21 protein-coding genes and 1 pseudogene are annotated in these 23959 nt (G+C 74.5%); 11 read left to right on the plus strand and 11 right to left on the minus strand.

Going from position 1 to position 23959, the window contains the following annotated elements; translation table 11 throughout:
- Positions 1-572: 572 nt before the first annotated feature.
- Both ACFQ11_RS30950 and ACFQ11_RS30955 read right to left on the minus strand, forming a co-directional pair.
- Entirely contained in the window at positions 573-782 is a 210-nt protein-coding gene (locus tag ACFQ11_RS30950; protein WP_378305113.1) for a DUF3040 domain-containing protein, read from the minus strand.
- A gap of 60 nt (positions 783-842) precedes the next feature.
- Complete coding sequence (locus ACFQ11_RS30955) at positions 843-2453, minus strand: glycoside hydrolase family 10 protein (RefSeq protein ID WP_378305116.1); 1611 nt, start codon at positions 2451-2453, stop codon at positions 843-845.
- Between the two features lie 224 nt (positions 2454-2677).
- On the opposite strand from ACFQ11_RS30955, the gene ACFQ11_RS30960 reads away from it, so the two are divergent.
- On the plus strand, positions 2678-3739 hold the full coding sequence (locus ACFQ11_RS30960) for an Rv2578c family radical SAM protein (protein WP_378305118.1): 1062 nt from the start codon (positions 2678-2680) through the stop codon (positions 3737-3739).
- Between the two features lie 73 nt (positions 3740-3812).
- Complete coding sequence (locus tag ACFQ11_RS30965) at positions 3813-4262, plus strand: hypothetical protein (RefSeq protein WP_378305120.1); 450 nt, start codon at positions 3813-3815, stop codon at positions 4260-4262.
- Between the two features lie 54 nt (positions 4263-4316).
- On the opposite strand, the gene ACFQ11_RS30970 is transcribed toward ACFQ11_RS30965, so the two are convergent.
- Positions 4317-5117: an SDR family NAD(P)-dependent oxidoreductase gene (locus ACFQ11_RS30970; RefSeq protein WP_378305122.1), complete on the minus strand. Its 801-nt coding sequence runs from the start codon at positions 5115-5117 to the stop codon at positions 4317-4319.
- 79 nt (positions 5118-5196) lie between these two features.
- Here ACFQ11_RS30970 and ACFQ11_RS30975 point away from each other — a divergent pair, with 79 nt between their 5' ends.
- The 5 genes from ACFQ11_RS30975 (at position 5197) to ACFQ11_RS30995 (ending at position 10272) form a co-directional block, all read left to right on the plus strand.
- The gene (locus ACFQ11_RS30975; RefSeq protein ID WP_378305125.1) at positions 5197-5859 is read left to right on the plus strand and encodes a spermidine synthase family protein; all 663 of its coding nucleotides are present in this window, start codon (positions 5197-5199) and stop codon (positions 5857-5859) included.
- A 178-nt stretch (positions 5860-6037) separates the two neighbouring features.
- Positions 6038-6649 (plus strand): biotin transporter BioY, encoded by a 612-nt coding sequence (locus ACFQ11_RS30980; protein ID WP_378305127.1) that lies wholly within the window; start codon positions 6038-6040, stop codon positions 6647-6649.
- A gap of 447 nt (positions 6650-7096) precedes the next feature.
- The gene (locus ACFQ11_RS30985) at positions 7097-8332 is read left to right on the plus strand and encodes an isochorismate synthase (RefSeq protein ID WP_378305129.1); all 1236 of its coding nucleotides are present in this window, start codon (positions 7097-7099) and stop codon (positions 8330-8332) included.
- Between the two features lie 199 nt (positions 8333-8531).
- A complete protein-coding gene (locus ACFQ11_RS30990; RefSeq protein WP_378305131.1) occupies positions 8532-9014 on the plus strand; it encodes a cation:proton antiporter regulatory subunit in 483 nt (160 codons plus the stop codon).
- A gap of 4 nt (positions 9015-9018) precedes the next feature.
- Complete coding sequence (locus ACFQ11_RS30995; RefSeq protein WP_378305133.1) at positions 9019-10272, plus strand: cation:proton antiporter; 1254 nt, start codon at positions 9019-9021, stop codon at positions 10270-10272.
- 83 nt (positions 10273-10355) lie between these two features.
- Here the strand turns inward: ACFQ11_RS30995 and ACFQ11_RS31000 are convergent, their stop codons facing one another.
- Both ACFQ11_RS31000 and ACFQ11_RS31005 read right to left on the minus strand, forming a co-directional pair.
- Positions 10356-11171 (minus strand): Fpg/Nei family DNA glycosylase, encoded by an 816-nt coding sequence (locus tag ACFQ11_RS31000; RefSeq protein ID WP_378305136.1) that lies wholly within the window; start codon positions 11169-11171, stop codon positions 10356-10358.
- Positions 11172-11247: 76 nt separating this feature from the next.
- Entirely contained in the window at positions 11248-12321 is a 1074-nt protein-coding gene (locus ACFQ11_RS31005; RefSeq protein WP_378305138.1) for a fatty acid desaturase family protein, read from the minus strand.
- A gap of 243 nt (positions 12322-12564) precedes the next feature.
- On the opposite strand from ACFQ11_RS31005, the gene ACFQ11_RS31010 reads away from it, so the two are divergent.
- Complete coding sequence (locus tag ACFQ11_RS31010) at positions 12565-13329, plus strand: tyrosine-protein phosphatase (protein ID WP_378305141.1); 765 nt, start codon at positions 12565-12567, stop codon at positions 13327-13329.
- A 92-nt stretch (positions 13330-13421) separates the two neighbouring features.
- Here the strand turns inward: ACFQ11_RS31010 and ACFQ11_RS31015 are convergent, their stop codons facing one another.
- The 4 genes from ACFQ11_RS31015 to ACFQ11_RS31030 form a co-directional block, all read right to left on the minus strand.
- A complete protein-coding gene (locus ACFQ11_RS31015; RefSeq protein WP_378305143.1) occupies positions 13422-14612 on the minus strand; it encodes an MFS transporter in 1191 nt (396 codons plus the stop codon).
- A gap of 186 nt (positions 14613-14798) precedes the next feature.
- Positions 14799-16469: a 2-succinyl-5-enolpyruvyl-6-hydroxy-3-cyclohexene-1-carboxylic-acid synthase gene (gene menD / locus ACFQ11_RS31020; RefSeq protein WP_378305145.1), complete on the minus strand. Its 1671-nt coding sequence runs from the start codon at positions 16467-16469 to the stop codon at positions 14799-14801.
- Positions 16466-17386: an o-succinylbenzoate synthase gene (locus tag ACFQ11_RS31025; protein WP_378305159.1), complete on the minus strand. Its 921-nt coding sequence runs from the start codon at positions 17384-17386 to the stop codon at positions 16466-16468. Before ACFQ11_RS31025 ends, menD begins: the two co-directional genes overlap by 4 nt.
- A gap of 85 nt (positions 17387-17471) precedes the next feature.
- Complete coding sequence (locus tag ACFQ11_RS31030) at positions 17472-18371, minus strand: 1,4-dihydroxy-2-naphthoyl-CoA synthase (RefSeq protein ID WP_378305147.1); 900 nt, start codon at positions 18369-18371, stop codon at positions 17472-17474.
- Positions 18372-18465: 94 nt separating this feature from the next.
- Between ACFQ11_RS31030 and ACFQ11_RS31035 the strand changes: the two genes are divergently transcribed.
- From ACFQ11_RS31035 to ACFQ11_RS31045, 3 genes are all read left to right on the plus strand, one after another.
- Positions 18466-19653: an AMP-binding protein gene (locus ACFQ11_RS31035; protein WP_378305149.1), complete on the plus strand. Its 1188-nt coding sequence runs from the start codon at positions 18466-18468 to the stop codon at positions 19651-19653.
- Positions 19654-19674: 21 nt separating this feature from the next.
- Positions 19675-20679, plus strand: a complete 1005-nt coding sequence (locus tag ACFQ11_RS31040; RefSeq protein ID WP_378305151.1) for a cation diffusion facilitator family transporter — start codon at positions 19675-19677, stop codon at positions 20677-20679.
- 207 nt (positions 20680-20886) lie between these two features.
- Positions 20887-22323, plus strand: coding sequence for an RNA polymerase sigma factor (locus ACFQ11_RS31045; protein ID WP_378305154.1), 1437 nt, complete (start codon positions 20887-20889; stop codon positions 22321-22323).
- A 90-nt stretch (positions 22324-22413) separates the two neighbouring features.
- On the opposite strand, the gene ACFQ11_RS31050 is transcribed toward ACFQ11_RS31045, so the two are convergent.
- Positions 22414-23607, minus strand: coding sequence for an esterase-like activity of phytase family protein (locus ACFQ11_RS31050; RefSeq protein WP_378305156.1), 1194 nt, complete (start codon positions 23605-23607; stop codon positions 22414-22416).
- Positions 23608-23749: 142 nt separating this feature from the next.
- A pseudogene (locus tag ACFQ11_RS31055) lies at positions 23750-23959 on the minus strand (hypothetical protein); the annotation flags it as partial.

The raw sequence follows: 23959 nt of genomic DNA on the forward strand, positions 1-23959 counted from the left end.
CGGCGGCGCGGGGCCGGGCCGGCAGGTCCCAGGCGGCCGACCTCCCGCCCGGGCGGGCGGCCGCGGGCGGTTCGGCGTCCGCGACGCCGGCCGCGGTTTCGGTGGTGTCCCCCGCTGTGTCCACTGGTCGTTCTCCTCACCCGCGGTGCCCGGCACGTCATGTCCGGTTTGCTGGCGTCCGCCGTGGTTGTCGGTTCACTTTCATGGACGCGGGCGGGGCGGGCCCGGTGCACGCGTGCACGCGACCGTCACCGCGGGGTGAGGGGGTGGTGTCGGGCGGGGGTGTGTGCGGCGGGGGTGTGCGGTGACACGCCGGGCCGGGGGGCGGGTGGAATGAGCAGTGCCCGGTTGCCGTTATGGTGGGTGGCGTCGGTGTGGCATGTGTCCCCCGGGCTCTACCCATCGCCTTCGAGGAATACCGCCGGTCCCTTCGCGGGCCGGGCAGGAGCTTCGTTGTGCCTTTCGCCGCGAGGCGACCACCACACCGGCCTCACGCCGTGGCCCGGCGGGATTTCGGTCCCGCCGGGCCACGGCGCTTTCTCGTCGTGCCGGTCTCGCTCGTGCCGGTCTCGTCAGGTGATGGCGGTCGCGACGCCGATCGCGATCGCGGCGATGACGGCCAGGACGGCGGCGGTAGCGGCGGCGATGACCCGGATGCGGCGGCCGCGGCCGGGGCGGTGATCGCCGAGCCGTGCGAGCCGATGGGCCAGCCGCGGGTCGTCCTCGCTCAGGCGGACCTCGATCTGGGTGAGGATCCGCTGCTCCTCCATCGACAGCGCCATGCTCATACCTCCGGGGGGCGGCCGGTCAAGTGACTGGTTCTTCCCCACAGATCATGATCATTATCCTTCCGGGGCGGCGGCCGTTGCGCCGCGCGCGGGCGGGCTTTCGCGGTGGTACCGGTCGACGGCGGTGACGTAGTAGGTGTAGGTGCGGCCGGGTTCGGCGGTGGGGTCGATGATCCCGCCGCCGCGGACGTCGGCGATGAGCCGGTCGGGGTCGACGGGGGCGCATTCGTCGCCTTCGCCGTCGACCCGGTAGACCGCGTGGGAGGCGGCGTCGGGCGAGGGCTTCCAGCGGACTTCGACGCCGTCGGCGTGGGGTCGTGCGGTGACGCCGTGGGCGGGCGCGGGCACGCCGCCGTCGCCGCCGTCCTCGCGTTCGCCGTTGGCGGTGACGGGCGGGATGGCGGGCCGGGCGTAGTGCTTCTCGCGGAGGCGGGTGGCGAAGCCGTCGGTGTTGTCCATGAGGTCGGAGGCGCTGAAGTAGACGTCGCCGTCGACCTCGGGGTGCTCGTCGTTGAGGGTCAGGTGCCGGGTGAGCTCGGCGGGGTCGTCCCAGGCGCCGCCCTGCCCGACGCGGTAGGCGCCCTGCCCGATGTAGAGGCGGACGCCGGTGCCCTCGACCTGCTCGGACCACCAGCCGACGAGTTCGGCGTAGTCGGCGGCGGGGTCGCCGATCGGCCAGTACAGCTGGGGGGTGACGTAGTCGATCCACCCTTCCTTGATCCAGGTGCGGGTGTCGGCGTAGACGTCGTCGTAGCTCTGCAGGGCGCGGGTGTCGGATCCGTCGGGGTCGGTGGTGGCGTTGCGCCACACGCCGAACGGGCTGATCCCGAACCGGACGTGGGGTTTGGCGTCGTGGATCTTCTCCGAGACGGTCCGCACGAGGGTGTTGACGTTGTCGCGGCGCCAGTCGCCGCGGTCCTTGCCGCCGCCGTGGGCGCGGTAGGTGGCGTCGTCGGGGAACGCGCCGTCCTCGGGGTAGGGGTAGAAGTAGTCGTCGAAGTGGACGGCGTCGATGTCGTACTTGTTCACCACGTCCAGGACGGACGCGGTGACCAGGTCGCGGACCTCGGGGATGCCGGGGTCGTACCAGAGGCCGTCGCCGTATTCGCGGACCCATTCGGGGTTCTGGCGGGCGGGGCTGCCGGGCGCGAGCTTGTTCAGGTCGGTCTGGCGGCTGACGCGGTAGGGGTTGAACCAGGCGTGGAACTCCAGGTTGCGGGCCTGGGCCTCCTTCAGCAGGAAGCCGAGGACGTCGTAGCCGGGGTCCTTGCCGGGTTCGCCGGTGATCCACTGGGACCACGGTTCGTGCGGGGAGTCGTAGAAGGCGTCGGAGTTGGGGCGGATCTGGACGAACACGGCGTTCATGTTCATCGCGGCGGCGCGGTCGAGCAGGCGGGTGTACTGCTTCTTCTGCTCGGCGGCGGACGCGCCGGGGTCCTTGGGCCAGTCGATGTTGCCGACGGTGGCGATCCACATGCCGCGCAGCTCGCGGCCCTGCCCGCCGTCGGGGGCGGGCACGCGGGCGCATTCGGCGGAGACGCCCGCGGGCGTGCGGGCGCCGGCGCGCTCGTCGCCGCCGAGCGCGGTCAGGGCGCAGCCGGCGAGCGCGCCCGCCGACAGCAGCGACGCGGCGGCGGCCATCCGGGTTCTGTTCAGCCATGACATAGCGGCCCATTGTTACCTACTCGTTGCGGTGCTGCGTCCATTACGGCGATCGCAACCTGCCGCGATGTTGCGTTCTTCGAACACGTGTTCCATTCTGGTGGGGCGCCGGCGCCGTGACCGGCGGCAACGGCACCGGCGGCAGACGACCGGGAACACGGACCGTGCCCGGTGGTCCCGGGCACGGCGAGACCGGGCCGGACAGGACGGAAAAAAAGGGGGGCCGGGTGCGCTGGGACCATCTGCGGCTCGACGACGACGGCGGCGCCGGGCGGGCGGACGCGCCGCGGGACGTGCCGCTGATCGAGCGCCGGGCGGTGACCCGGACGTTCGACACGCCCGGTTTCCGCGGCATGACGTTCTACGAGGTGCGGGCCCGGACGGTCATCAACCGGGTGCCGGACGCGGCGCGGGTGCCGTTCCGGTGGACGATCAACCCGTACCGGGGCTGCTCGCACGCCTGCACGTACTGTTTCGCCCGCCGCACCCACGAGTACCTGGACCTGGACTCCGGCGCCGACTTCGACTCCCGGATCGTGGTAAAGGTCAACGCCGCCGAGCGGGTCCGGGCGGAGCTGGCCGCGCCGCGGTGGCGGGGCGAGCCGGTCGCGATGGGCACCAACGTCGACTGCTACCAGCGGGCCGAGGGCCGCTACCGGCTGATGCCGGGCATCATCGCGGCGCTGGCGGACGCGGCGAACCCGTTCTCGATCCTGACCAAGGGGACGCTGATCCTGCGGGACCTGCCGCTGCTGGCCGACGCCGCCGCCCGCACCCGGGTCGACACGGCCGTGTCGGTCGGGTCGCCCGATCCCGAGCTGGCGCGGCTGGCCGAGCCGGGAGCCCCGGCGCCGCGGCGGCGGCTGGAGGTGTGCGCGGCGCTGAACGAGGCGGGGGTGGGCTGCTCGGTGCTGATGGGCCCGGTGATCCCCTATCTGTCGGACTCGCCCGCGCGGCTGGACGCGGCGGTGCGGGAGATCGCGGCGGCGGGCGCGACGTCGGTCACCCCGATCGTGCTGCACCTGCGGCCGGGCGCCCGCGAATGGTTCCTGGGGTGGCTGCGCGAGCATCATCCGGACCTGGTCGTCCCGTACGCGCGGCTGTACCGGGGCGGCGCGTACGCCCCGGAGCGATACCGGCGGGAGATCGCCGGGCGGGTCCGGGAACTGGCCGAACGCCACGGGGTCGGCGCCGGTTCGCGGGGGCGCCCGTCCCGGGGCGGCCCGGAGCGGCGCGGCCCGGGGCGTCCGGAGGAGCCCGGAGGGCCCCGGCAGCTCACCTTGATGTGACCCCGCCGCCCCCCGCACGGGCCGCCCGCCCGGCCGGGCGGATGGGACGACGGGATCGGGGTAGCGCGGGGTCATGGACAGGTTGACTCGCGGGCTGGTCGCCGGCGCCGCCGGAACCAGCGCCCTGAACGTGGTGACGTATCTCGACATGGCGGTGCGGGCGCGCCCGGCCAGCAGCACCCCGGAGCAGAGCGTGGAGAAGATGGCCGATCTGGCGGGGGTCGGCCTCGGGCCCGAAGAGCAGGCGGAGAACCGCAAGGCCGGTCTGGGGCCGCTGCTGGGCTACGGGACGGGCGCGGGCGCCGCGCTGCTCTACGGGCTGCTGGCGGGGCGGCGGCGGGTCCCGCCGCCGGTGGCGGTCGCGGCGCTGACGGGCCTGGCGATGGCGGGCTCGAGCGCGCCGATGACGGCGCTGGGGCTGACCGACCCCCGCACGTGGTCGGCGTCGGACTGGCTGATGGACGCGGTGCCGCACCTGGCCTACGGCGCGGTCGCGGCCGGCGTGTACGCCGCACTGCGCTGAACGGCACTGCGCTGAACGGCACTGCGCTGAACGGCACTGTGCCCGGGGGCGGGGTCACCGCAGGGTGGACAGCCCGCCGTCGACGTGCACGACCTGGCCGGTGACGTAGGCCGACCGGTGCGACAGCAGGAACACCGCGACGTCGGCGACCTCCCACGCGGTGCCCTGCCGCCCCATCGGGATCAGCGCGGCGACCCGGTCGCGGCCGGCGTCGCCGGCCGAGGCGTCCCGGCCCATCACCGTGTCGATCAGGCCCGGCGCCACGACGTTGGCGCGGACGCCGCGCGGCGCGCCCTCGGCGGCGATGTGCCGGACCAGGCCGTTCAGGCCCGCCTTGGACGCGTCGTAGGACGGGGACCGGGACCCGGGCTTGGTCCCGGCCAGCGACCCCACGAACACCATCGCGGCGCCGGCGTCCAGGGCGGGCATGGCGGCCTTGCCGACCAGGAACGGGGCGCGCAGGTTCACCTGCAGCACCCGGTCCCAGTCGGCCAGGGCGGTGCCGCCCAGCCCGTACCCGATGCCGATCCCGGCGTTGAACACCACCCCGTCCAGCCCGCCGAGCCGCTCCGCGGCCCGCGTCACGACGTGGTCGCAGGCGGCGGGATCGGTGACGTCGGCGGCGATCACGCACGCCTCGCCGCCCTCGGCGGCGATCATGTCCGCGGTGACGGACGCGGCCGCGGGGTCGATGTCGGCGCAGGCGACGCGGGCGCCCTCGCGGGCGGCGGTGACGGCGATGGCGCGGCCGTTGCCGACCGGCGCGGCGGGGTCGTCGCTGGGACGGGTGCCGGCGCCCACGACCAGGACGCGGCGGCCGGGCAGCAGCCCGCGGGGGGCGGGATCTTCGGACATGACCGGCACGCTATCCCGCCGGCCGCCGCCCCGCCCAGCCCCCGGGCGGCCCGGCCGCCCCGCCGGTAGGGTCGGGGCCATGACGGCGGAGGTGGTCGAGCGCGCCGCGGGCGTCGGCGGGGAACTGGTGCTGCGCCGCGACGGCGCGCATTACGAGATCATCAGCAACGGGGTGTTCCTCATGGACACCCGGGGCGGGGCCTCCGAGCGGCTGCTGGTCCGCGCCGCCGCGGACGGGCTCGCCGCGCCGGTCCGGATGCTGATCGGCGGGCTCGGCGTCGGGTTCTCCCTCGCCGAGGCCCTCACCCTGCCCGCGGTCGCGCACGTCACCGTCGTCGAGCGCGAGCCCGCCGTGATCGGCTGGCACCGGTCGCTGCTGCGGCCCTGGTCGCGCGGCGCCCTCGACGACCCCCGCGTCGCCGTCGAACGCGCCGACCTGCTCGACGTCCTCACCGGCCCCGCCGCGGGCCGCTACGACGCCCTGTGCCTGGACGTCGACAACGGACCCGACTGGACCGTCACCCCCGGCAACGCGCGCCTCTACGGGCCGGGCGGCCTCGCGCTGCTGGCGTCGCGGCTGACTCCGCGCGGGACGCTCGCGGTGTGGAGCGCGGGCGCCGCGCCCGGTTTCGAGGCGCGGCTGCGGGACGCGTTCGCGCGGGTGGAGTCGCTGCCGGTGCCGGTGCCGCGCGGGGAACCCGACGTGGTCTACCTGGCGCGGGAGCCGTTCCCCGCCGCCTGACCCGCGCCTTCCCGCAGGTCCCCGCCGCCGCGCCCCCGCAAGGGCACGTCGGGCGGCGCGCCGGGGTGCGGTGCCGGGGGCGACAAACCGGCGGCGGCCCTTTCTGTGGACCGCGGCGTCCCGCCCGCCTACGCCGTTCGCTAGGTTTCGACCGGACAACACCTTTATGGGAGGTTCAGTGGCTACAGCCCACGCAGCTCACGCCAACCCCGCCCAGCGGCGCCCCGCCGTGCTGGGCGACCTGCTGCCCGGTTCCCTGACCCGCGACGCCGCGCTCATCGCCGGCTCCGCCGTTTTCGTCGGGATCGCCGCCCAGATCGCGGTCCCGGTGCCGGGCACCCCCGTCCCGGTCACCGGCCAGACGTTCGCGGTCCTGCTGGCCGGCGCCGCCCTCGGCCCCGCCCGCGCCGCGCTGGGCATGGCCCTGTACCTGCTGGCCGGGGTGGCCGGGATGCCGTGGTTCACCGACGGCGGGTCCGGCACGGCCGCCCCCAGCCTCGGCTACGTCATCGGGTTCATCGTGGCGGCCGCCGTCGTGGGCGGCCTCGCCGGCCGCGGCGGCGACCGCACCCCGCTGCGCACCGCGGCGACCATGCTCACCGGCACCGTCATCATGTACGCGGCCGGCGTGCCCTACCTGGCCGCGGCGCTGGACGTGGACCTCGGCCGGGCGCTGGAACTCGGCGTCGTCCCGTTCCTGGCGGGCGACGCCCTGAAGGTGCTCGCCGCCGCGGCGCTGCTGCCGGCGGCGTGGCGGCTGACCGGCGCGGGCCGCGACCGGTCCGCCTGACCCGCCCCGCCGCCTGCCCGCCACCGGCCCGGCGCGCGAACACGGCATCCCGCCGCCGCGCGCCGGGCCGGCGGCGTCCCGGCCCCTTGGCATCGGGCCCCTTGGCATCGGGCCCCTTGGCATCGGGCCCCTTGGTATCCGGACCCGCGGCCTCCGACGTCGCGGCGCCCGGACCGGCGGGTGCCCCGGGCCGCGGAGGTCCGGCTCCATAGCGCCGCACTTCAAGGGCGCCGCACTTCAAGGGCGCCGCACTTCAAGGGCGCCGGGCTTCCGGCGGTGCTCAGCCCGTGACGTTCGGCCCGTGACGTTCAACCCGCGGCGTCCGGGGGATGCGCTGTTGTGCGGGACGCGTCCGGCGGGCGCCTCCGGCCGGTGTGGCCGATGCCTCACCCGGCGCCCCCGACCCACCTGTTTGAACAGGTTCAAATCTCCCGTACAGTGGCTCACGTGAAGCTCGCAGTGACCGCACCGGACCGTCTCGCCGTCCGCACCGTCCCGGTCCCCGACCCGGGCGACCTCATCGCGCGGCTTCCCCACCCCACCGCCATGGCCTGGATCCGCCACGGCGACGGCATCGTCGGCTGGGGCGAAGCGGCCCGCATCCCCGTGCCGCCCGGCGACGACCGCTTCACCACCGCCGCCGGCCGCCTCGCCGACCTGTTCGCCGCCGCCGACATCGACGACCCCGTCGCCCTCCCCGGCACCGGCCCCGTCGCCTTCGGCGCCTTCACCTTCGACCCCGCCTCCCCCGGCTCCGCACTCATCGTCCCCCGCCGCGTCCTCGGCCGCCGCGACGGACGCGCCTGGCTCACCTCCATCGGCGCCCCCGACACACCCCCCGAACCCCACCGCCCCCCGGCCGCCCGCACCGGCCGGCGCGGGACCGGCGGCGCCCTCACCCCCGACGACTGGAAACACGCCGTCGCCACCGCCGTCACCCGCATCCGCCGCGGACACCTCGGCAAAGCCGTCCTCGCCCGCGACCTGCACGCCCACGCCCCCGAACCCATCGACGCCCGCGTCCTGCTCCGCCGCCTCGCCGACCGCTTCCCCGGCTGCTACACCTTCTCCTGCGACGGCATGGTCGGCGCCACCCCCGAACTCCTCATCCGCCGCGCCGGCGGCGACATCGAATCCCTCGTCCTCGCCGGCACCACCCCCCGCGCCGACGACCCCGCCGAGGACGCCGCCCGCGCCGCCCGCCTCGCCGCCTCCCCCAAGGACCGCGAAGAACACCGCTACGCCGCCGACATGGTCCGCGACGCCCTCGCCCCCCTCTGCAGCAGCCTCCACGTCCCCGCCGAACCCGAACTGCTCCGGCTCCCCAACCTCCTGCACCTGGCCTCACCCATCCGCGGCCGGCTCACCGGCGACCGCTCCGTCCTCGACGTCGTCGCCGCCCTCCACCCCACCCCCGCCGTCTGCGGCACCCCCACCGGCACCGCCATGCGGCTCATCCGCGAACTCGAAGGCATGGACCGCGGCCGCTACGCCGGCCCCGTCGGCTGGGTCGACGCCCGCGGCGACGGCGAATGGGGCATCGCCCTGCGCTGCGCCCAGCTCGACGGCCCCCGCGCCCGCCTCTTCGCCGGCTGCGGCATCGTCGCCGACTCCGACCCCGCCGCCGAACTCGCCGAAGCCGGCCACAAATTCGGCGCCATGCGCCACGCCCTGCACGGCTGACCCCCGCTCAACCCCCAGGTCAACCCCGCCCCGGCTACCACGCCCCCGCCCCCGTCTGCGATCATGGCGGGCCGTGACCCGACCCCACCCCGGCCGGGTAGCGTCGAACCGCGGACCGTGACCCGGCGCAGGCCCCCACAGCCGACCACCAGGGCACCACGGCCGCCCCACCAACCCGAACCGGAAAGAACACACCACCGTGGACCTCGAACGCACCAAACTCCCCGGCATCGGCCTCCAGCACGTCATGACCACCGCGCGCGGCCGCCAGATCGGCGTCATCTCCCACCGCACCGGCCGCCGCGACCTCGTCATCTACGACAAAGAAGACCCCGACAGCTGCATCGCCACCGTCGCCCTCACCGTCGAAGAGGCCAACGCCATCGCCGAACTCCTCGGCACCGGACGCGTCCTGGAACACCTCGCCGAACTCCAACGCCAGGTCGGCGGGCTGAACACCGAACAACTCCCCATCACCCCCGGCTCCCCCTACGACGGACGCACCCTCGGCGACACCCGCGCCCGCACCCGCACCAGCGCCTCCATCGTCGCCGTCGTCCGGCAGGACCGCATCATCCCCAGCCCCACCCCCGACTTCACCTTCACCGCCGGCGACACCGTCGTCGTCGTCGGCACCGCCGAAGGCACCACGGCCGTCGCCCGAATCCTCACCGACGGCTGACCCTATGCACTCGACCCTCCAGCTGATCGAGATCGGCGCCATCATCCTCGCCCTCGGACTCCTCGGCGCCGTCTCCAACCGCTTCTCCATCTCCCCCATCCCCCTGTACCTCATCGCCGGCCTCGCCTTCGGCACCGGCGGCCTCTACCCCCTCAACACCAGCGAAGACTTCATCTCCATCGGCTCCGAAATCGGAGTCATCCTCCTGCTGTTCACCCTCGGCCTCGAATACACCGCCGACGAACTCGTCGGCACCCTGCGCACCTCCGCACCCGTCGGCCTCGCCGACCTCGTCCTCAACGCCGCCCCCGGCGTCATCGCCGCACTCCTCCTCGGCTGGGGACCCGTCGCCGCCGTCGCCATGGGCGGCATCACCTACGTCACCTCCTCCGGCATCACCGCCAAAGTCATGGGCGACCTCGGCTGGCTCGGCAACCGCGAAACCCCCGCGGTCCTGTCCATCCTGGTCTTCGAAGACCTCGCCATGGCCGTCTACCTGCCGATCCTCACCGCCCTCCTCGCCGGCGCCGGACTCGTCAGCGGCTCCATCACCCTCGCGATCGCCGCCGGAACCATCACGATCATCCTCATCATCGCGCTCCGCTTCGGATCGCTCGTGGAACGCTTCGTCCACAGCCCCAACGAGGAAGTCCTGCTCCTGAAGGTCCTCGGCCTCACCATGCTGGTCGCCGGAATCGCCCAGCAACTCCAGGTCTCCGCCGCAGTCGGCGCCTTCCTCGTCGGCATCGCCCTGTCCGGCACCCTCGCCCACCAGGCGCAGAAACTCCTCGCCCCCCTCCGCGACCTGTTCGCCGCGGTGTTCTTCGTCTTCTTCGGACTCCACACCGACCCCGCCGACCTGCCCCCGGTCCTGCTCATCGCCGCGGCCCTCGCCATCGCCGGCATCGCCACCAAACTCGGCAGCGGATGGCTCGCCGCCCGCTCCGCCGGCGTCACCCTCACCGGACGCCTCCGCGCCGGCGCGGCCCTCGTCCCCCGCGGCGAATTCAACATCGTCATCGCCGGCCTGGCCGTCGGCGCCGGCATCAACCCCGAACTCGGCCCCCTCGCCGCCGCCTACGTCCTGATCCTCGCCATCGCCGGCCCGATCCTCGCCCGCGGCGCCGAACCCTTCGCCGCCCTCGCCCGCAACAAACGCGCCCGACGCCAAGGCCGCACCCCGCAGACCGACGACGACGTGCCCGTCACCACCCCCCACGGCGCCATGGCCGGCGACGAATCCCTCACCGGAAGCTGACCCGCCCCCGGACGACACCGACGATCCCCGGCACGCCCCACAGGCACGCCGGGGATCACCGCACGAACGTCACACCCGCACCATCACACCGCCGACGGCTGACACCCCGGACACCAGAACAGATTCCGCCCCGCCAGCACCGCCGACCGCACCTCCGCACCGCACACCAGACACGGCGACCCCGCCCGCCGGTACACGTACACCTCACCACCATGATCGTCCACCCGCGGCGGCCGCCCCATCACCTCCGGCATATGCTCCGGCCGCACCGTGTCGATCCGCCCCGACCGCACCCCCGCCGCCATCAACACCACCAGATCGGCCCACAACGCCGACCACACCTCACGCCGCAGCGCACGCCCCGGCACCATCGGATCCACACCCTGCCGGAACAGCACCTCCGCACGGTAGATGTTCCCCGGACCCGCCACCACCGCCTGATCCATCAACAACGCCGCCACCGGCACCCGGCTCCGCGAAATCCGCCGCCACGCCTCATCCGGATCCGCGTCCGCCCGCAACGGATCCGGCCCCAGCCGATCCCGCAGCCGCTTCACCTCACCCGGCTCCAGCAGCTCACACGCGTTCGGCCCGCGCAGATCCGCGTACCCGTCCCGCCCCGTCAACCGCAACCGCACCGCACCCACCGGCGCGGGCACCGGCACCCCGCCGAACACCAGCTTCCCGTAAATCCCCAAATGCACATGCAACACCGCGTCATCATCGAACCGCACCAGCAGATGCTTACCGTGCGCGTCCGCCTCCACCAGCACCCGCCCGTCCAGACGCGCCGCACCCGCGGCGAACCGCCCCTGCGGGCTCTCGGCGGCAACGCGACGGCCGCCGAACATCCGCTGATGCTCGGCGGCCAGACGATGAATCGTGTGTCCCTCGGGCATGATCCGGCAAGCATACGACCCCGCCGCACCCGCCACGCCGGGAACACCCGACGCCCCGGGCCCCCGCCCGGCGAGATCAGCGCCGCGCCGCCTCCGCCCGCAGCTCCGAACCCACCTCACGCATATGCCCCAACGCCTGACGGTACGACTCCACCAGCCCCGTCTCGGTGTACGGCAGCCCCACCCGCTCACAGTGCTCCATCACCAGCGGCCGCACCCGCCGCAGACTGCACCGCGGAATCCCCGGGAACAGATGATGCTCGATCTGGTAGTTCAACCCGCCCATCAGCCAGTCGACCACCACACCCCCGCGCACGTTCCGCGACGTCAGCACCTGCCGCCGCAGATGCCCCCACCGCGCACCCGGCTCCGGCATCGCCATCCCCTTGTGGTTCGGCGCGAACACCGCCCCCAGATGCACACCGAACAGCGCGTGATGCACCAGGATCAGCACCACGGCCTTCCCCGGCGACAGCAACGCGAACACCAGCCCCAGATACGCCGCCGTATGCGCCAGCAGCAGACCGCCCTCCAGCAGCCGCGCCCCACGCGAACGACCCCGCAGGAACAGCGCACTGCCCACCTTCAGGTTGAACCCCTCCAGCGTCAGCAGCGGGAAGAACAGCCACGCCTGATGCCGCGCCAGCCACCGCAGCGGGCCGCGCTGCCGCGCCGCCTGCTCCTCCGTCCACGCCAGCACCCCCTCACCGACGTCCGGGTCCTTCCCGACATGATTCGGATTGGCGTGGTGCCGATTGTGCTTGTCGCTCCACCAGCCATGCCCCATCCCCAGCAGCAGGTTCCCCAGCAGCAACCCCAGCCACTTGTTCCCCCGCGCCGTCCGCGCGATCTGCCGGTGCCCCGCGTCATGCCCCAGGAACGCCGTCCGCGCCGACAGCAGCGCCAGCGGAACCCCCAGCAGCACCACCCACCACGAACCGCCCGCCCACGCGATCGCCGCCCACACGGCGGCCGTCGCGGCCAGATTCAGCGCGATCGCCCGCGCGTAGTAGGCGGGACGCCGGTCCAGCAGCCCGCTCTCCTTGACCCGACGCGAGAGCGGAGCGAAATCGCTGCCGCCCGCCCGCTCCGACGGCGGGGACGCGAGCGCGGGCGGAGGCGCGACGATGGTGGACGGGCTTGCGGGCATGGGCGCTCCAATCGGGAGGACGACTCTGGGCCTACACCGAACACGCTATGTAGCCGCGAGCCGGTGCCACTCCCCGCTGCCGAGCCATCCCGCGTCTGGCTCCCAGGTCTCGGTCCCCGCCGCCGCGAGTAGTCCCTTCGGCCGATCCGCAACGGCCGGCGAGGTGCGAACATCCCCACCCCGAGGTGCGAACGCCACCCTGACCCCGGCAACCGACAGACCGGCCATATAGGGTCACAAGTCATGAGCGGTGACACTCGGTGGATCGAACTCGACGGCGCGGTCAACGCCCGGGACCTCGGCGGACTCCCCACGGCCGACGGCCGCACCACCCGGCGCGGACGGATCCTCCGCTCCGACAACCTGCAGGACCTCAGCGTCGCCGACGTGCGGCTCCTGTGCGACGACTACGGCCTCAAGAACATCGTCGACCTGCGCAGCGACGCCGAGATCCGGCTCGAGGGCCCCGGCCCGCTCAACCGCGTCCCCTCCATCACCGTCCACCAGCTCCCCCTCCTGCCCGAAGGCGGCCACCGCACCGACGTCACCGCCGACACCACCGCCGGGGCGCTGCCCGCGCAGGACCGCTCCACCGGCCACTATCTCGGCTACCTGCGCGACCGCGCCGACTCGGTCGTCGCCGCGCTGCGCGTCATGACCCGCACCGACGGCTCCACCCTCGTCCACTGCGCCGCGGGCAAGGACCGCACCGGCGTCATCTGCGCCCTCGCCCTGGAGACCGTCGGCGTCACCCGTGAGGCGGTCGTCGCCGACTACGCCCAGACGGGTGAGCGCCTCGACGCCGTCCTGGCCCGGCTGCGCGCCACCGACACCTACGCCGCCGACCTGGACGCGCTGCCCGCCGACGCCCACCGCCCCGACCCCGCGATCATGGAGAAGGTCCTGGCGCGCCTCGAGGAGGAGTTCGGCGGTGCCGTCGGCTGGCTTACCGCCCACGGCTGGACCGAAGAGGACACTCAAGCCCTCCAAGACCGCCTTCTCAACTGAATCGGTGCAGCAAGAGCCGGCTCGATCGTTGTTGGTTTTTGGTGTTGAGCATCTAGTTCAAGGCGTATCGCCTGGCGCCTTTACATAGTAAATCAAGGCTTGATCTTCTCGTGGCGAAGGGTCGGGTCGGCGGGCTCCCACCGTTCGCTCCCCTCGTCGCGGGCGGGGCGGGGGTGCTTGAGGACGGCCCCGGACAGGAAGCCGAGCGCGGCCAGGCCCCCCATCGCGGCGGTCGCGGCCCCCGCGTCGAACGCCTCCCCCACCGCCAGGCCCCCGACGAGCGCGACCGCGCCCGCCATGAAACGCACCAGGCCGTTGTAGACGCCGACCCGCCCGTCCGGGGCACGGCGGACGATCGCCTGGAAGACCCCCGGGGCCACCAGGCCGGTGCCGAGACCGGTCAGGGCCGCCGCCGTCACCAGCGACGCCGTCCGCCACTCCCCCGCGACGGGCAGCGCGGCCAGGAACAGGTAGCTCGCGCCGGCGCAGAACAGCCCGCCGCGCAGCACCCACGGGCGCTGCGCCCGCCCGGCCACGAACGGCTGGACGCCCGCGGCGACGGCGGCCGACACGCAGAAGAACACCGTGGCCAGGCGCGGGTCGGCGACGCTCAGCGGGACCACGGTCACCGCCTGCGCGGCGAGCAGCGTGGTGGGGGCGGCGACGATGGAGAACCGCAGGAACGCGCGGTCGGCGACGACGTCGGCGACACCGCGCGCGAGCCCGCCGCCCGCGTCGCGCCGCTCCCCCGCGCGGTCACGGCCCAGCAGGGCGAACAGCACGGCCGCGGCCGCCCACGCCGCCGCGGCCACGCCCGTCACGAACCCGAATCCGCCGCCGAGCAGCACCAGCCCCGCCGGCGGGCCCGCCACCGCCGCGATCTGGCCGGACACCACGTTCACCGCGAAGCCCCGGGAACGGCTCTGCGCCGGGAGGCCGGCCAGCAGCGACTGGATCGCCGGATGCAGCAGCGCCCCTCCCACCGCCAGCAGCAGGGCCGTCCCGACGAGGGCCCCCACGTCGCCGACCACGCCCAGCAGCCCGAACCCGACCGCCCGCAGCACGCCCGCGAGGATCCCGGCCCGCCGAGGCCCGATCCGGTCGACCAGCGCCCCGAGCGGCAGGAACAGCGCGTACTGCACCGCCACGCGCAGCCCCAGCACCAGCGCGATCGTCCCGGCGAGAAGCCCCACGTCGTCGCGCAGGTGCGCGACCAGATGGCTCATCACCGCCCAGTAGCCGAGCGCGGCGGACAACTGCACGCAGACCACCACCGTGATCACACGGCGCGCCGCCGAGGACGTTCGAAACAAGATCACCAACCGGGGGGAGGGAGCGTTCCAATGCTAGTCGGACCCGCCGACGGTCCCGTCGGCCCCGATCGACGGCGTCCGGCCGACGAACCGGCCCCGGCTCCGCAACGCGCGCGGACGGTGAACGCCGACAGGGCCGCCGCGCCGCGAACCGCCCTAAAGGTCCAGGACCTCGCGGACGGCCGCGAACGCCGCCTTGCGCATCTGCCCGTGCAGGACCGCGTTCGCGTCCCGGTCGGTGCGGGCCTCCACGATCCGCAGCCCGTCCCCCGTGATCGCCTTCGGCAGGTCCGCGGCCGCCTCCAGCCGCCGGTACGGGACGCCGTGCGCCGCGGCGATCGACTCCACGTCGACCCGGTGCGGCGTGCCGAACACCCGCTCGAACGGGTCCCGCAGAGCCGCCTGCGGCAACAGCGAGAAGATCCCCCCGCCCTGGTTGTTCACCACCACGATCGCCAGATCCGGACGCGGATCGTGCGGCCCCACCACCAGCCCGTTCTGGTCGTGCAGGAACGCCAGATCGCCCAGCAGCGCGTACGAGCGCCCCGCGTGCGCCAGCGCCGCGCCCATCGCCGTGGAGACCAACCCGTCGATCCCCGAAGCGCCCCGGCTCGCCATCACCCGGATCCCGCGCCGCGGCCGCATCACCTGGTCCAGGTCCCGGATCGGCATGCTCGCCGCCGCGAACAGCAGCGATCCGCCCGGCAGCCCCGCCACCAGATCCCGCGCCAGCCGCGGCTCGCTGACCTCCGGGACGGCGTCCAGCACCGCGTCCACCGCCGCGGCCGCCGCCCGGTCGGCGGCCCGCCACGACTTCAGCCACGCGTCGTCGCCCGACACCACCGGGATCTCCACCTCCGGCGCCACCTGCGTCGCCGACCGCACCGGATCCGGCCAGTGCGCCAGATCCGGCGCCAGCACGATGTGCTCCTCGGCGCGCCGCAGCAGCGACAGCAACGGCCGCGACAGCCCCGGCTTGCCCAGCGTCACCACCACCTCCGGGCGGTGCCGCTCCACGAACTCCGGAACCCCCAGCAGGAAGTGGTACGACGTCAGCGCGTGATCCCCGTACCGGGCGTTGCCGTTCGGCTCCGACAGCACCGGCCAGCCCGCCATCGACGCCGCCGCCACGTACCGCTTGACGTTCGCCGCGCCGTCCCCGACGACCAGCACCCCCCGCCGCGTCGGCGGCACGTGCAGCACCGAACCGGGCGTCGCCGCCCGCACCTTCGTCCACGCGCCCGTCGCGTCCCCGTCCAGAGGCTCGCACCACGACTCGTCCCCGTCCGGGACCAGCGGCTCCCGGAACGCCGCGTTCAGATGCACCGGCCCCCGGACCGGGGCCTGCGCCAGCCCCCACGCCCGGCTCACCAGCGAACGCCAGTACGCCACCATCCCCGGGCGGTTCTCCGGCGCGCCGATCTCGGTGCTCCACCGCACCGCCGTCCCGTACAGCTTCACCTGGTCGATCGTCTGGTTCGCGCCCGTGTCCCGCAGCTCCGGCGGACGGTCCGCGGTGATCACGATCAGCGGCACACCCGACTGGTGCGCCTCGATCACCGCCGGGTGGAAGTTCGCCGCCGCCGTCCCCGACGTGCACACCAGCGCCACCGGACGGCCCGACCGCTTCGCCAGCCCCAGCCCGAGGAACGACGCCGACCGCTCGTCGATCCGCACGTGCAGCCGCAGCCGCCCCGCCTTCTCCGCCGCGTGCATCGCCAGCGCCAGCGGCGCCGACCGCGACCCCGGCGCCAGCACCGCGTCGGTCATCCCGCAACGCAGCAGCTCGTCCACCAGGACGGTCGCCAGCGCGGTCGCGGGATTCACGCCCCACCCCCCAGCAGGGCCCCGGCCTCCTCGGCGCGCCGCCGCCACCCGTCCGCGGGCACCTCGTACCGGGCCAGCGCCGCCTCGTCCACCACCGGGCGCCGCACCGCGACCGCCCCGCCGGACGGGCGCAGCGGATCGTCCACCACGTCCCCCTCCAGCAGCGACAGCGTGCCCAGCCCGCACGCGTACGGCAGCTCCGGCAGCGCCGCCGCCAGCGCCACGCCCGCAGCCAGCCCCACCGACGTCTCCACCGCGCTCGACACCACCACCGGCAACCCGCACGCCTCCGCGACCCGCAGCGCCGCCCGGACCCCGCCCAGCGGCTGCACCTTCAGCACCGCGACGTCCGCGGCGCCCGCCGCCCGCACCTTCAGCGGGTCCTCCGCCCGCCGGATCGACTCGTCCGCCGCGATCGGCACGTCCACCCGCCGCCGCACCTCCGCCAGCTCGTCCAGCGTCGCGCACGGCTGCTCGGCGTACTCCAGCTCCCACCGGTCCAGCGACCGGATCATCCGGGCCGCGTGATCGACGTCCCAGCCGCCGTTGGCGTCCACCCGGATCCGCCCGTCCGGCCCCAGCGCGGACCGGACGGCCTCGACCCGTTCGAGATCGTCGGCGTCGACCTGCCCGCGCTCGGCGACCTTCACCTTCGCGGTGCGGCACCCGGCCTCCGCCGCCGCGGACGCCATCGCGTGCGCGCGCTCGGCGTCCACCGCCGGGATCGTCGCGTTCACCGGCACCCGGTCCCGGACGGGCGCGGGCCATCCCTCGTCGGCCGCCTCCCGCGCCGCCGCCAGCCAGCGGGCGCTCTCCGCCGGGCCGTACTCGGCGAACGGCGAGAACTCCCCCCACCCGGCCGGCCCCTGGATCAGGGCGCCCTCCCGGCGCGTGATGCCGCGGAACCGCGCCCGCATCGGGATGGAGTAGACCCGCACCCGCTGAACCCCCAGACTGTCCGCCGAATCACGCTATTGCAGACCACACCGTCCGTACGACGGTTTAGTAGTACCACGGGAAGCGCGACCAGTCGGGGTCGCGCTTCTCCAGGAACGAGTCCCGCCCCTCGGCCGCCTCGTCCGTCCCGTACGCCAGCCGCGTCGCCTCCCCGGCGAACACCTGCTGCCCCACCAGGCCGTCGTCGATCAGGTTGAACGCGAACTTCAGCATCCGCTGCGCCGTCGGGCTCTTGCCGTTGACCTTGCGCGCCCACTCCAGCGCCGTCGCCTCCAGCTCCGCGTGCGGGACGACCGCGTTCACCATCCCCATCCGGTGCGCGGCCTCCGCGTCGTAGGCGTCGCCGAGGAAGAAGATCTCCCGCGCGAACTTCTGCCCGACCTGCCGCGCCAGATACGCCGACCCGAACCCGCCGTCGAAGCTGGCCACATCGGCGTCCGTCTGCTTGAACCGCGCGTGCTCCCGGCTCGCGAGCGTCAGGTCGCACACCACGTGCAGGCTGTGCCCGCCGCCCGCCGCCCAGCCCGGCACCACGCAGATCACGACCTTGCCCATCATGCGGATCAGCCGCTGCACCTCCAGGATGTGCAGCCGCCCCGCCCGCGCCGGGTCGATCGTGTCCGAGGTCTCCCCCTCGGCGTACTTGTAGCCGTCCTTCCCGCGGATCCGCTGGTCGCCGCCCGAGCAGAACGCCCACCCGCCGTCCCGCGGCGACGGCCCGTTCCCCGTCAGCAGCACGCACCCCACGTCGCTCGACATCCGCGCGTGGTCCAGCGCCCGATACAGCTCGTCCACCGTGTGCGGACGGAACGCGTTGCGCACCTCCGGACGGTTGAACGCCACCCGCACCGTCCCGTGGTCCACCGCACGGTGGTAGGTGATGTCGGTGAAGTCGAATCCCTCGACCTCACGCCAGGCGTCCGCGTCGAACAGCTCCGAGACCATGTGTCCTCTATCCACCTCTCCGTCGGGGGCGCACCCATTCAACCCGCCACCGATTCGAACACGTTCAGCGGGGTCGTCTACCCTTGATGAGATCATGGATCGCCGCCTGCACGCCGTCGTTCTCCCGCCCGGGCCCCGCCTGTTCGCGGCGCTCACCGCCGCCCTCGACGGCACCGGCCCCGCGATCTGCCCCCTCTCCCCCGACCTGCCCGCCCCGGCCCTCGCCGCCATGCTGGACGCCCTCGCCCCGCACGCCGTCGAGACCGCCGCGGGCGTCACGCCGCACACCGGCCCCGCCGAACCCGTCGCCGACGGCACCGCCGTCCTCATCGCCACCTCCGGCTCCACCGGCACCCCCAAGTTCACCGAACTGTCCGCCGCCGCCCTGCGCCACTCGGCCGCCGGAACCCTCGCCCGCATCGGCGCCGCGCCCGGCGACCGCTGGCTGTGCTGCCTGCCCACCAGCCACATCGCCGGGATCCAGGTCCTCGTCCGCGCCCTCGTCGCCGGCACCGAACCGGTCATCACGCCCCGGTTCGACCCCCTCGACCTCGCCGCGGCCGCCCCGCCCGGCGCGCACGTCGCGCTCGTCCCCACCCAGCTGCGCCGCCTCGTCGACGCCGGCGCCGACCTGGGCAAGCTCGGCGCCGTCGTGCTCGGCGGCGCCGCCGCCCCGCCCGGGCTGCTCGCCGCGGCCCGCGACCGCGGCGCCCGCGTCTTCACCACCTACGGGATGAGCGAGACCTGCGGCGGCTGCGTCTACGACGGCGTCCCCCTGGACGGCGTCCGCGTGGGCCTCGCCGCCGACGGACGCGTCCGCGTCGCCGGGCCGTCGCTGTTCACCGGCTACCGGCTCCGCCCCGACCTGACCGCCGCGGCCCGCGACGGCGACTGGTTCGTCACCGGCGACCTGGGCGCGTTCGAGGAGGACGGGCGGCTGCGCGTCCGCGGCCGCGTCGACGACGTCATCAACACCGGCGGCGAGAAGGTCGTCGCCGGGGAGGTCGCCGCCGCACTGGCCCGCCACCCGAGCGTCCGCGACGTCGTGGTCGTCGGGCGGCCCGACCCCGAGTGGGGCGAGCGCGTCACCGCCGTCGTCGTCCCCGCCGCCGAGCCCGGCGCCGCTCCCCCGACGCTGGCCGAGCTGCGCGCGTTCGTCCGCACGACCATGCCCGCGCACGCCGCGCCGCACGAGCTCGAACTGCGCGAGCGGATCCCGCTGCTGCCGTCCGGCAAGCCCGACCGCGCCCGGCTCCGCGGCGCGGGAGGGCATGGCCCCTGAGCACGGGGGAAGACGATCGGCATGGCCGATCATCGGGACCCGGGGAAGGCCGGGGAGAGCGGGCTGACCGTCGCGCTGGCGTTCCTGGCCAACCTCGGCATCGCCATCGCCAAGATCATCGCGGCGCTGCTCACCGGGTCGGCGTCGCTGGCCGCCGAGGCGGCGCACTCGGTCGCCGACACCTTCAACGAGGTCCTGCTGATGGTGGGGCTGCGCCGCAGCGGCCGGCCCGCCGACCGCCGCCACCCCTTCGGCTACGGCATGGAACGTTACATCTGGACGCTCCTGGTCGCCGTCGCGATCTTCGGGATGGGCGCGCTGTTCGCGTTCTACCAGGGCGTTCAGACGCTCGTCGGGCACACCGGCGAGGAGGCCGACCCGCTCGTCGGGTACGCCGTCCTCGGCGTCTCCTTCGCGCTCGAGGCCGTCTCCTGGCAGCAGGCCCTGCGGCAGGTCCGCGACGCCGCCCGCGCGGAGGGACTGTCGGTCGCCGACTACATCCGCCGCACCGACGATCCGCCCGCGATCAGCGTCCTGCTGGAGGACTCGGCCGCCCTGATCGGTCTGCTGCTGGCGTTCGGGGGCCTCGGCCTGCACCACCTCACCGGCTCGGCGATCTGGGACGGCGTCGGCTCGGTGCTGATCGGCGTGCTGCTGACCGCCGTCGCGCTCGTCCTCGGCCGGATCAACCTCGACCTGCTGATCGGCAACCAGGCCGATCCGCGGCTGATCGCCGACGTCCGCGCCCGGCTCGCGGCGGCGCCCGAGGTGGAGTGGCTCGTCGACATCGTCACGATGACGGTCGGCGCCGACCGGGTGCTGGTGTGCGCGCGGCTGGACTTCCGCGACGCGATCACCTCCGCCGACCTCGAACGCGCGTGCGTGCGGATGTCGCGCGAACTGCGGGAGGCGCACGCCGAGATCGACGAAGTGTTCCTCGAACCGGTCCCCCGGGACGATCCTGAGCTGCGCGAACGCGTCATCGCGCGCTATGGTCGGACACTGCGGCCGAAACGCCCGGAGTGACGGGCGTCGCGCCGCCCACTGCCTTTACGTAGTAAGGTCCGTTCGGGGCGGGCCGCCGGTGTGAGACGGCCCGCGCCGGGCACGTAGCTCTGTCCGGGGCGCCGGGAACAACGACCCCGTCCCCCGACGTTCCGATAGATGCGCGCGCCACCAGCGAACGACAATCCGCGCCGTATCTCACACCACCGAAGGGAGGGGGGCGTCCCCATGCCGCGAACCGCCGCAGAGACCCCGCTCACAGGGGCGACGAGCCCGGCAATCGACGACCTCCTGAAGCGTGGCCGCGCCCAAGGGCGCCTGTCGCTCGACGAGGTCCGGGGGGCCTTCGAATCGGCCGGCATCAGCCCCGCCCAGGGCCGCTCCATCCTGCGCGAGCTCTCCGAGGCCGGCATCAGCCTCGCCGGCGACAGCGACGCCGGCCGGAAGGCGGTCGCCCCGGCGGCCGCCCGGGCCGAGGGCCGCGCGGCCGAGCACCCCGCCGACCACCCCGCCGGAACGGACGTCCCCTCCCCCGCCCGCAAGCGGACGGCGAAGAAGACCACCGCCGGGAAGAGCACCGCCGGCCGGGCGCGTCCCAAGGCGGGCGCGAAGGCCGGTGCCGAGGCGGGCGCCGGCAAGGCCGCCCGCGACGGCGACGGGACCGCCGACGAGTCGTTCGACGTCACCGAGGTCGAAGCCGCCGACACCGCCGCCGACACCGCCGCCGACGCTCCGGCCGACCTGGACGACCAGTCGACCACGATGGGCGACTCGGTCCACACCTACCTCAAGGCGATCGGCCGCCGGCAGCTGCTGACCGCCGAGCAGGAGGTCGATCTCGCCAAGCGGATCGAGGCCGGGCTGTACGCCGAGCACAAGCTCGAGAACGAGGAGCTGAGCCCGGCGCTGCGCGCCGACCTGGAGTGGGTGGCCGCCGACGGCCGCCGCGCCAAGGCCCACATGCTGGAGGCCAACCTCCGGCTCGTGGTGTCGGTCGCCAAGAAGTACTCCGACCGCGGCCTGTCGCTGCTGGACGTCGTCCAGGAGGGCAACCTCGGGCTGATCCGGGCCGTGGAGAAGTTCGACTACTCCAAGGGCTACAAGTTCTCCACCTACGCCATGTGGTGGATCCGCCAGGCCATCCAGCGCGGCTTCGCCGACTCGGCCCGCACCATCCGGCTGCCCGTGCACGTGCTGGAGATGCTCAGCAAGCTGAGCCGCGTCGAGCGCGACATGCACCAGCGGCTGGGCCGCGAGCCCACCCCGGAGGAGCTGGCCGTCGAGCTCGATAAGAGCCCCGAGCAGGTCCGCGAGCTGCTGCGCACCAGCCGGCAGCCGATCAGCCTGGACTCCACCATCGGCGAGGACGGCGAGACCCGCATCGGCGACCTCATCGAGGACACCGACAGCCCCGAGGCGTCCGAGCTGGTGGACCGGCAGCTCATGGCCGACCAGCTGCGCCGCACCCTCGACATCCTGTCGCCGCGCGAGGCCAAGATCATGGCGATGCGGTTCGGGCTGTACGACGGGACGCCGCGGACCCTCGACGAGATCGGCCGCGCGCTCGGGCTGACCCGGGAGCGGATCCGGCAGCTGGAGAAGGAGTCCCTGTCCAAGCTGCGGCACCCCAGCAACGCCCGCCCGCTGCTGGACTTCGCCGTCTGACCGTCCGCCCGCGCGGTGGGCGCAGGGCCCGCCGGACCACGGTGTCCGGCGGGCCCTCCGCGTCTCCCGGGCCGTGCGGGCCCGGGCGGTTCAGCGCGCCCGCACGGCGAACGCGAGGAACTGGGTGACCTCGCGTTCGTCGAAGTTGTCGTCGGAGCCGATCAGCAGCGTCCGCTCCCCCGTCCGCAGGCGCGGCCCCCACGCCATCGCCTCCAGGTTCTGCGTCGGGTCGGCGTACCGGCCGAGGTCGGCGACCAGCCGCTTGGACACCGGCCGGTACGGGGCGTCGAGGCGGTCCCGCCGCAGGACGTCGGTGGCGCCCCGCACGTCGAACGCGTACAGCCGCACGCGGTACCCGACGCCCTGCATCCAGGAGCGCTCCAGTGCCAGGTAGCGGTGGTCGTCGATCGCGAGGATCTCCGACACGCCGCTGTCGGCGTCCCCGTCCGCCGGCACCGGCGCGGCCGGGAGCGGCTCCACCCGGTAGGCGTGCTGGGCCCGCAGGTCGCCGTCACGGTTCCACAGGGTCAGCCGGACGGGCGCGCCCCGCTCGGCCGTCGGCGGGACGCCGTCCTCGTACCGCGGGCCCTCGGCCATCGCGGCGATGCGGTGCGGCGCGACGGCGACGGCCTCGAAGCCGTAGTTGCGGCGCGGCCCGCGGTCCTCGGCGGTCTGCTCGAGGTTCGCCGGGAGCGGGAGGGCGCCGCGGTACCCGCCGTCCGTCCCCGCCCACTGGACCGACAGCGGCGACAGCGCGATCCCGGGGTGGGCGGCGTCGGGGCGGTCGCCCTCGTTGCCCCACAGCAGGCGGTTCCCGCGCGGGTCGAACCGGATCGCCTCCGGGTCGGCCGACCCGGGCTCGCCGAACCCCGGGTAGGGGCCGCCGTCGGGCCGCTGCAGCGTGCGGACGCCGCTGATCCGGACGCCCGAGAACGCGCCGGTGCGCGGGTCGATGTCGACGTGCCCGGTGTAGAAGCGCGCCGGGTCGTAGCGCCAGCGGTCGTCGGAGATGAAGTACCAGGTGCCCGTGCGCGGGTCGCGGTCCATGCCGGACAGCCCGCCGACGGTCGTCCCCTCGAACTCCGGCTTGTGCGGCAGCCGCCGCTCGCCGAGGAACCGCGAGATCCGCACGCCCGGCGCCGCGTCGGCGTGCTGCGCGCCCGCCCCCGCCCGCGGCTCCGGTCCCGCGGCCGGGGCCGCCGCCGCGGCCCCGGGAGCCGGACCCGCCACGAGCAGCGCGGCCGCCAGCACGGCGCCGCCCCGAAGTACCTTCTTGTCGTCCACCCGACCTCCGTCACCATGTGCGTCCGTTCAGACACTCTTCGCGACGGCCAGTATCGCCCAACTTCCCGGCCCGCGGCGGCCTTTTCGCGACGCGGCGGACGGGACACGGGACGGGGCGGGGGGACGGGCGTTCGCGGGCGGGTCAGCCCGCGGGGACCGAGGCGCCCTGGCGGGGGTCGCAGGCGAGCCGGTAGCCGCGCTTGACCACCGTCTCCACGATGCCGGGGCGGCCCAGGCCGCGCCGGAGCCGCGCCACCGCCATCTCCACCGCGTGCTCGTCCGCCTGCGGGCGGGACAGGACGCCCGCCCCGCCGGGGCCCGGGACGCCGCCCGCGCCGCCCGCGCCCGCCGC

Origin of the sequence: Actinomadura sediminis (genome assembly GCF_042675525.1) — a bacterium.
Classification (GTDB): domain Bacteria; phylum Actinomycetota; class Actinomycetes; order Streptosporangiales; family Streptosporangiaceae; genus Spirillospora; species Spirillospora sediminis.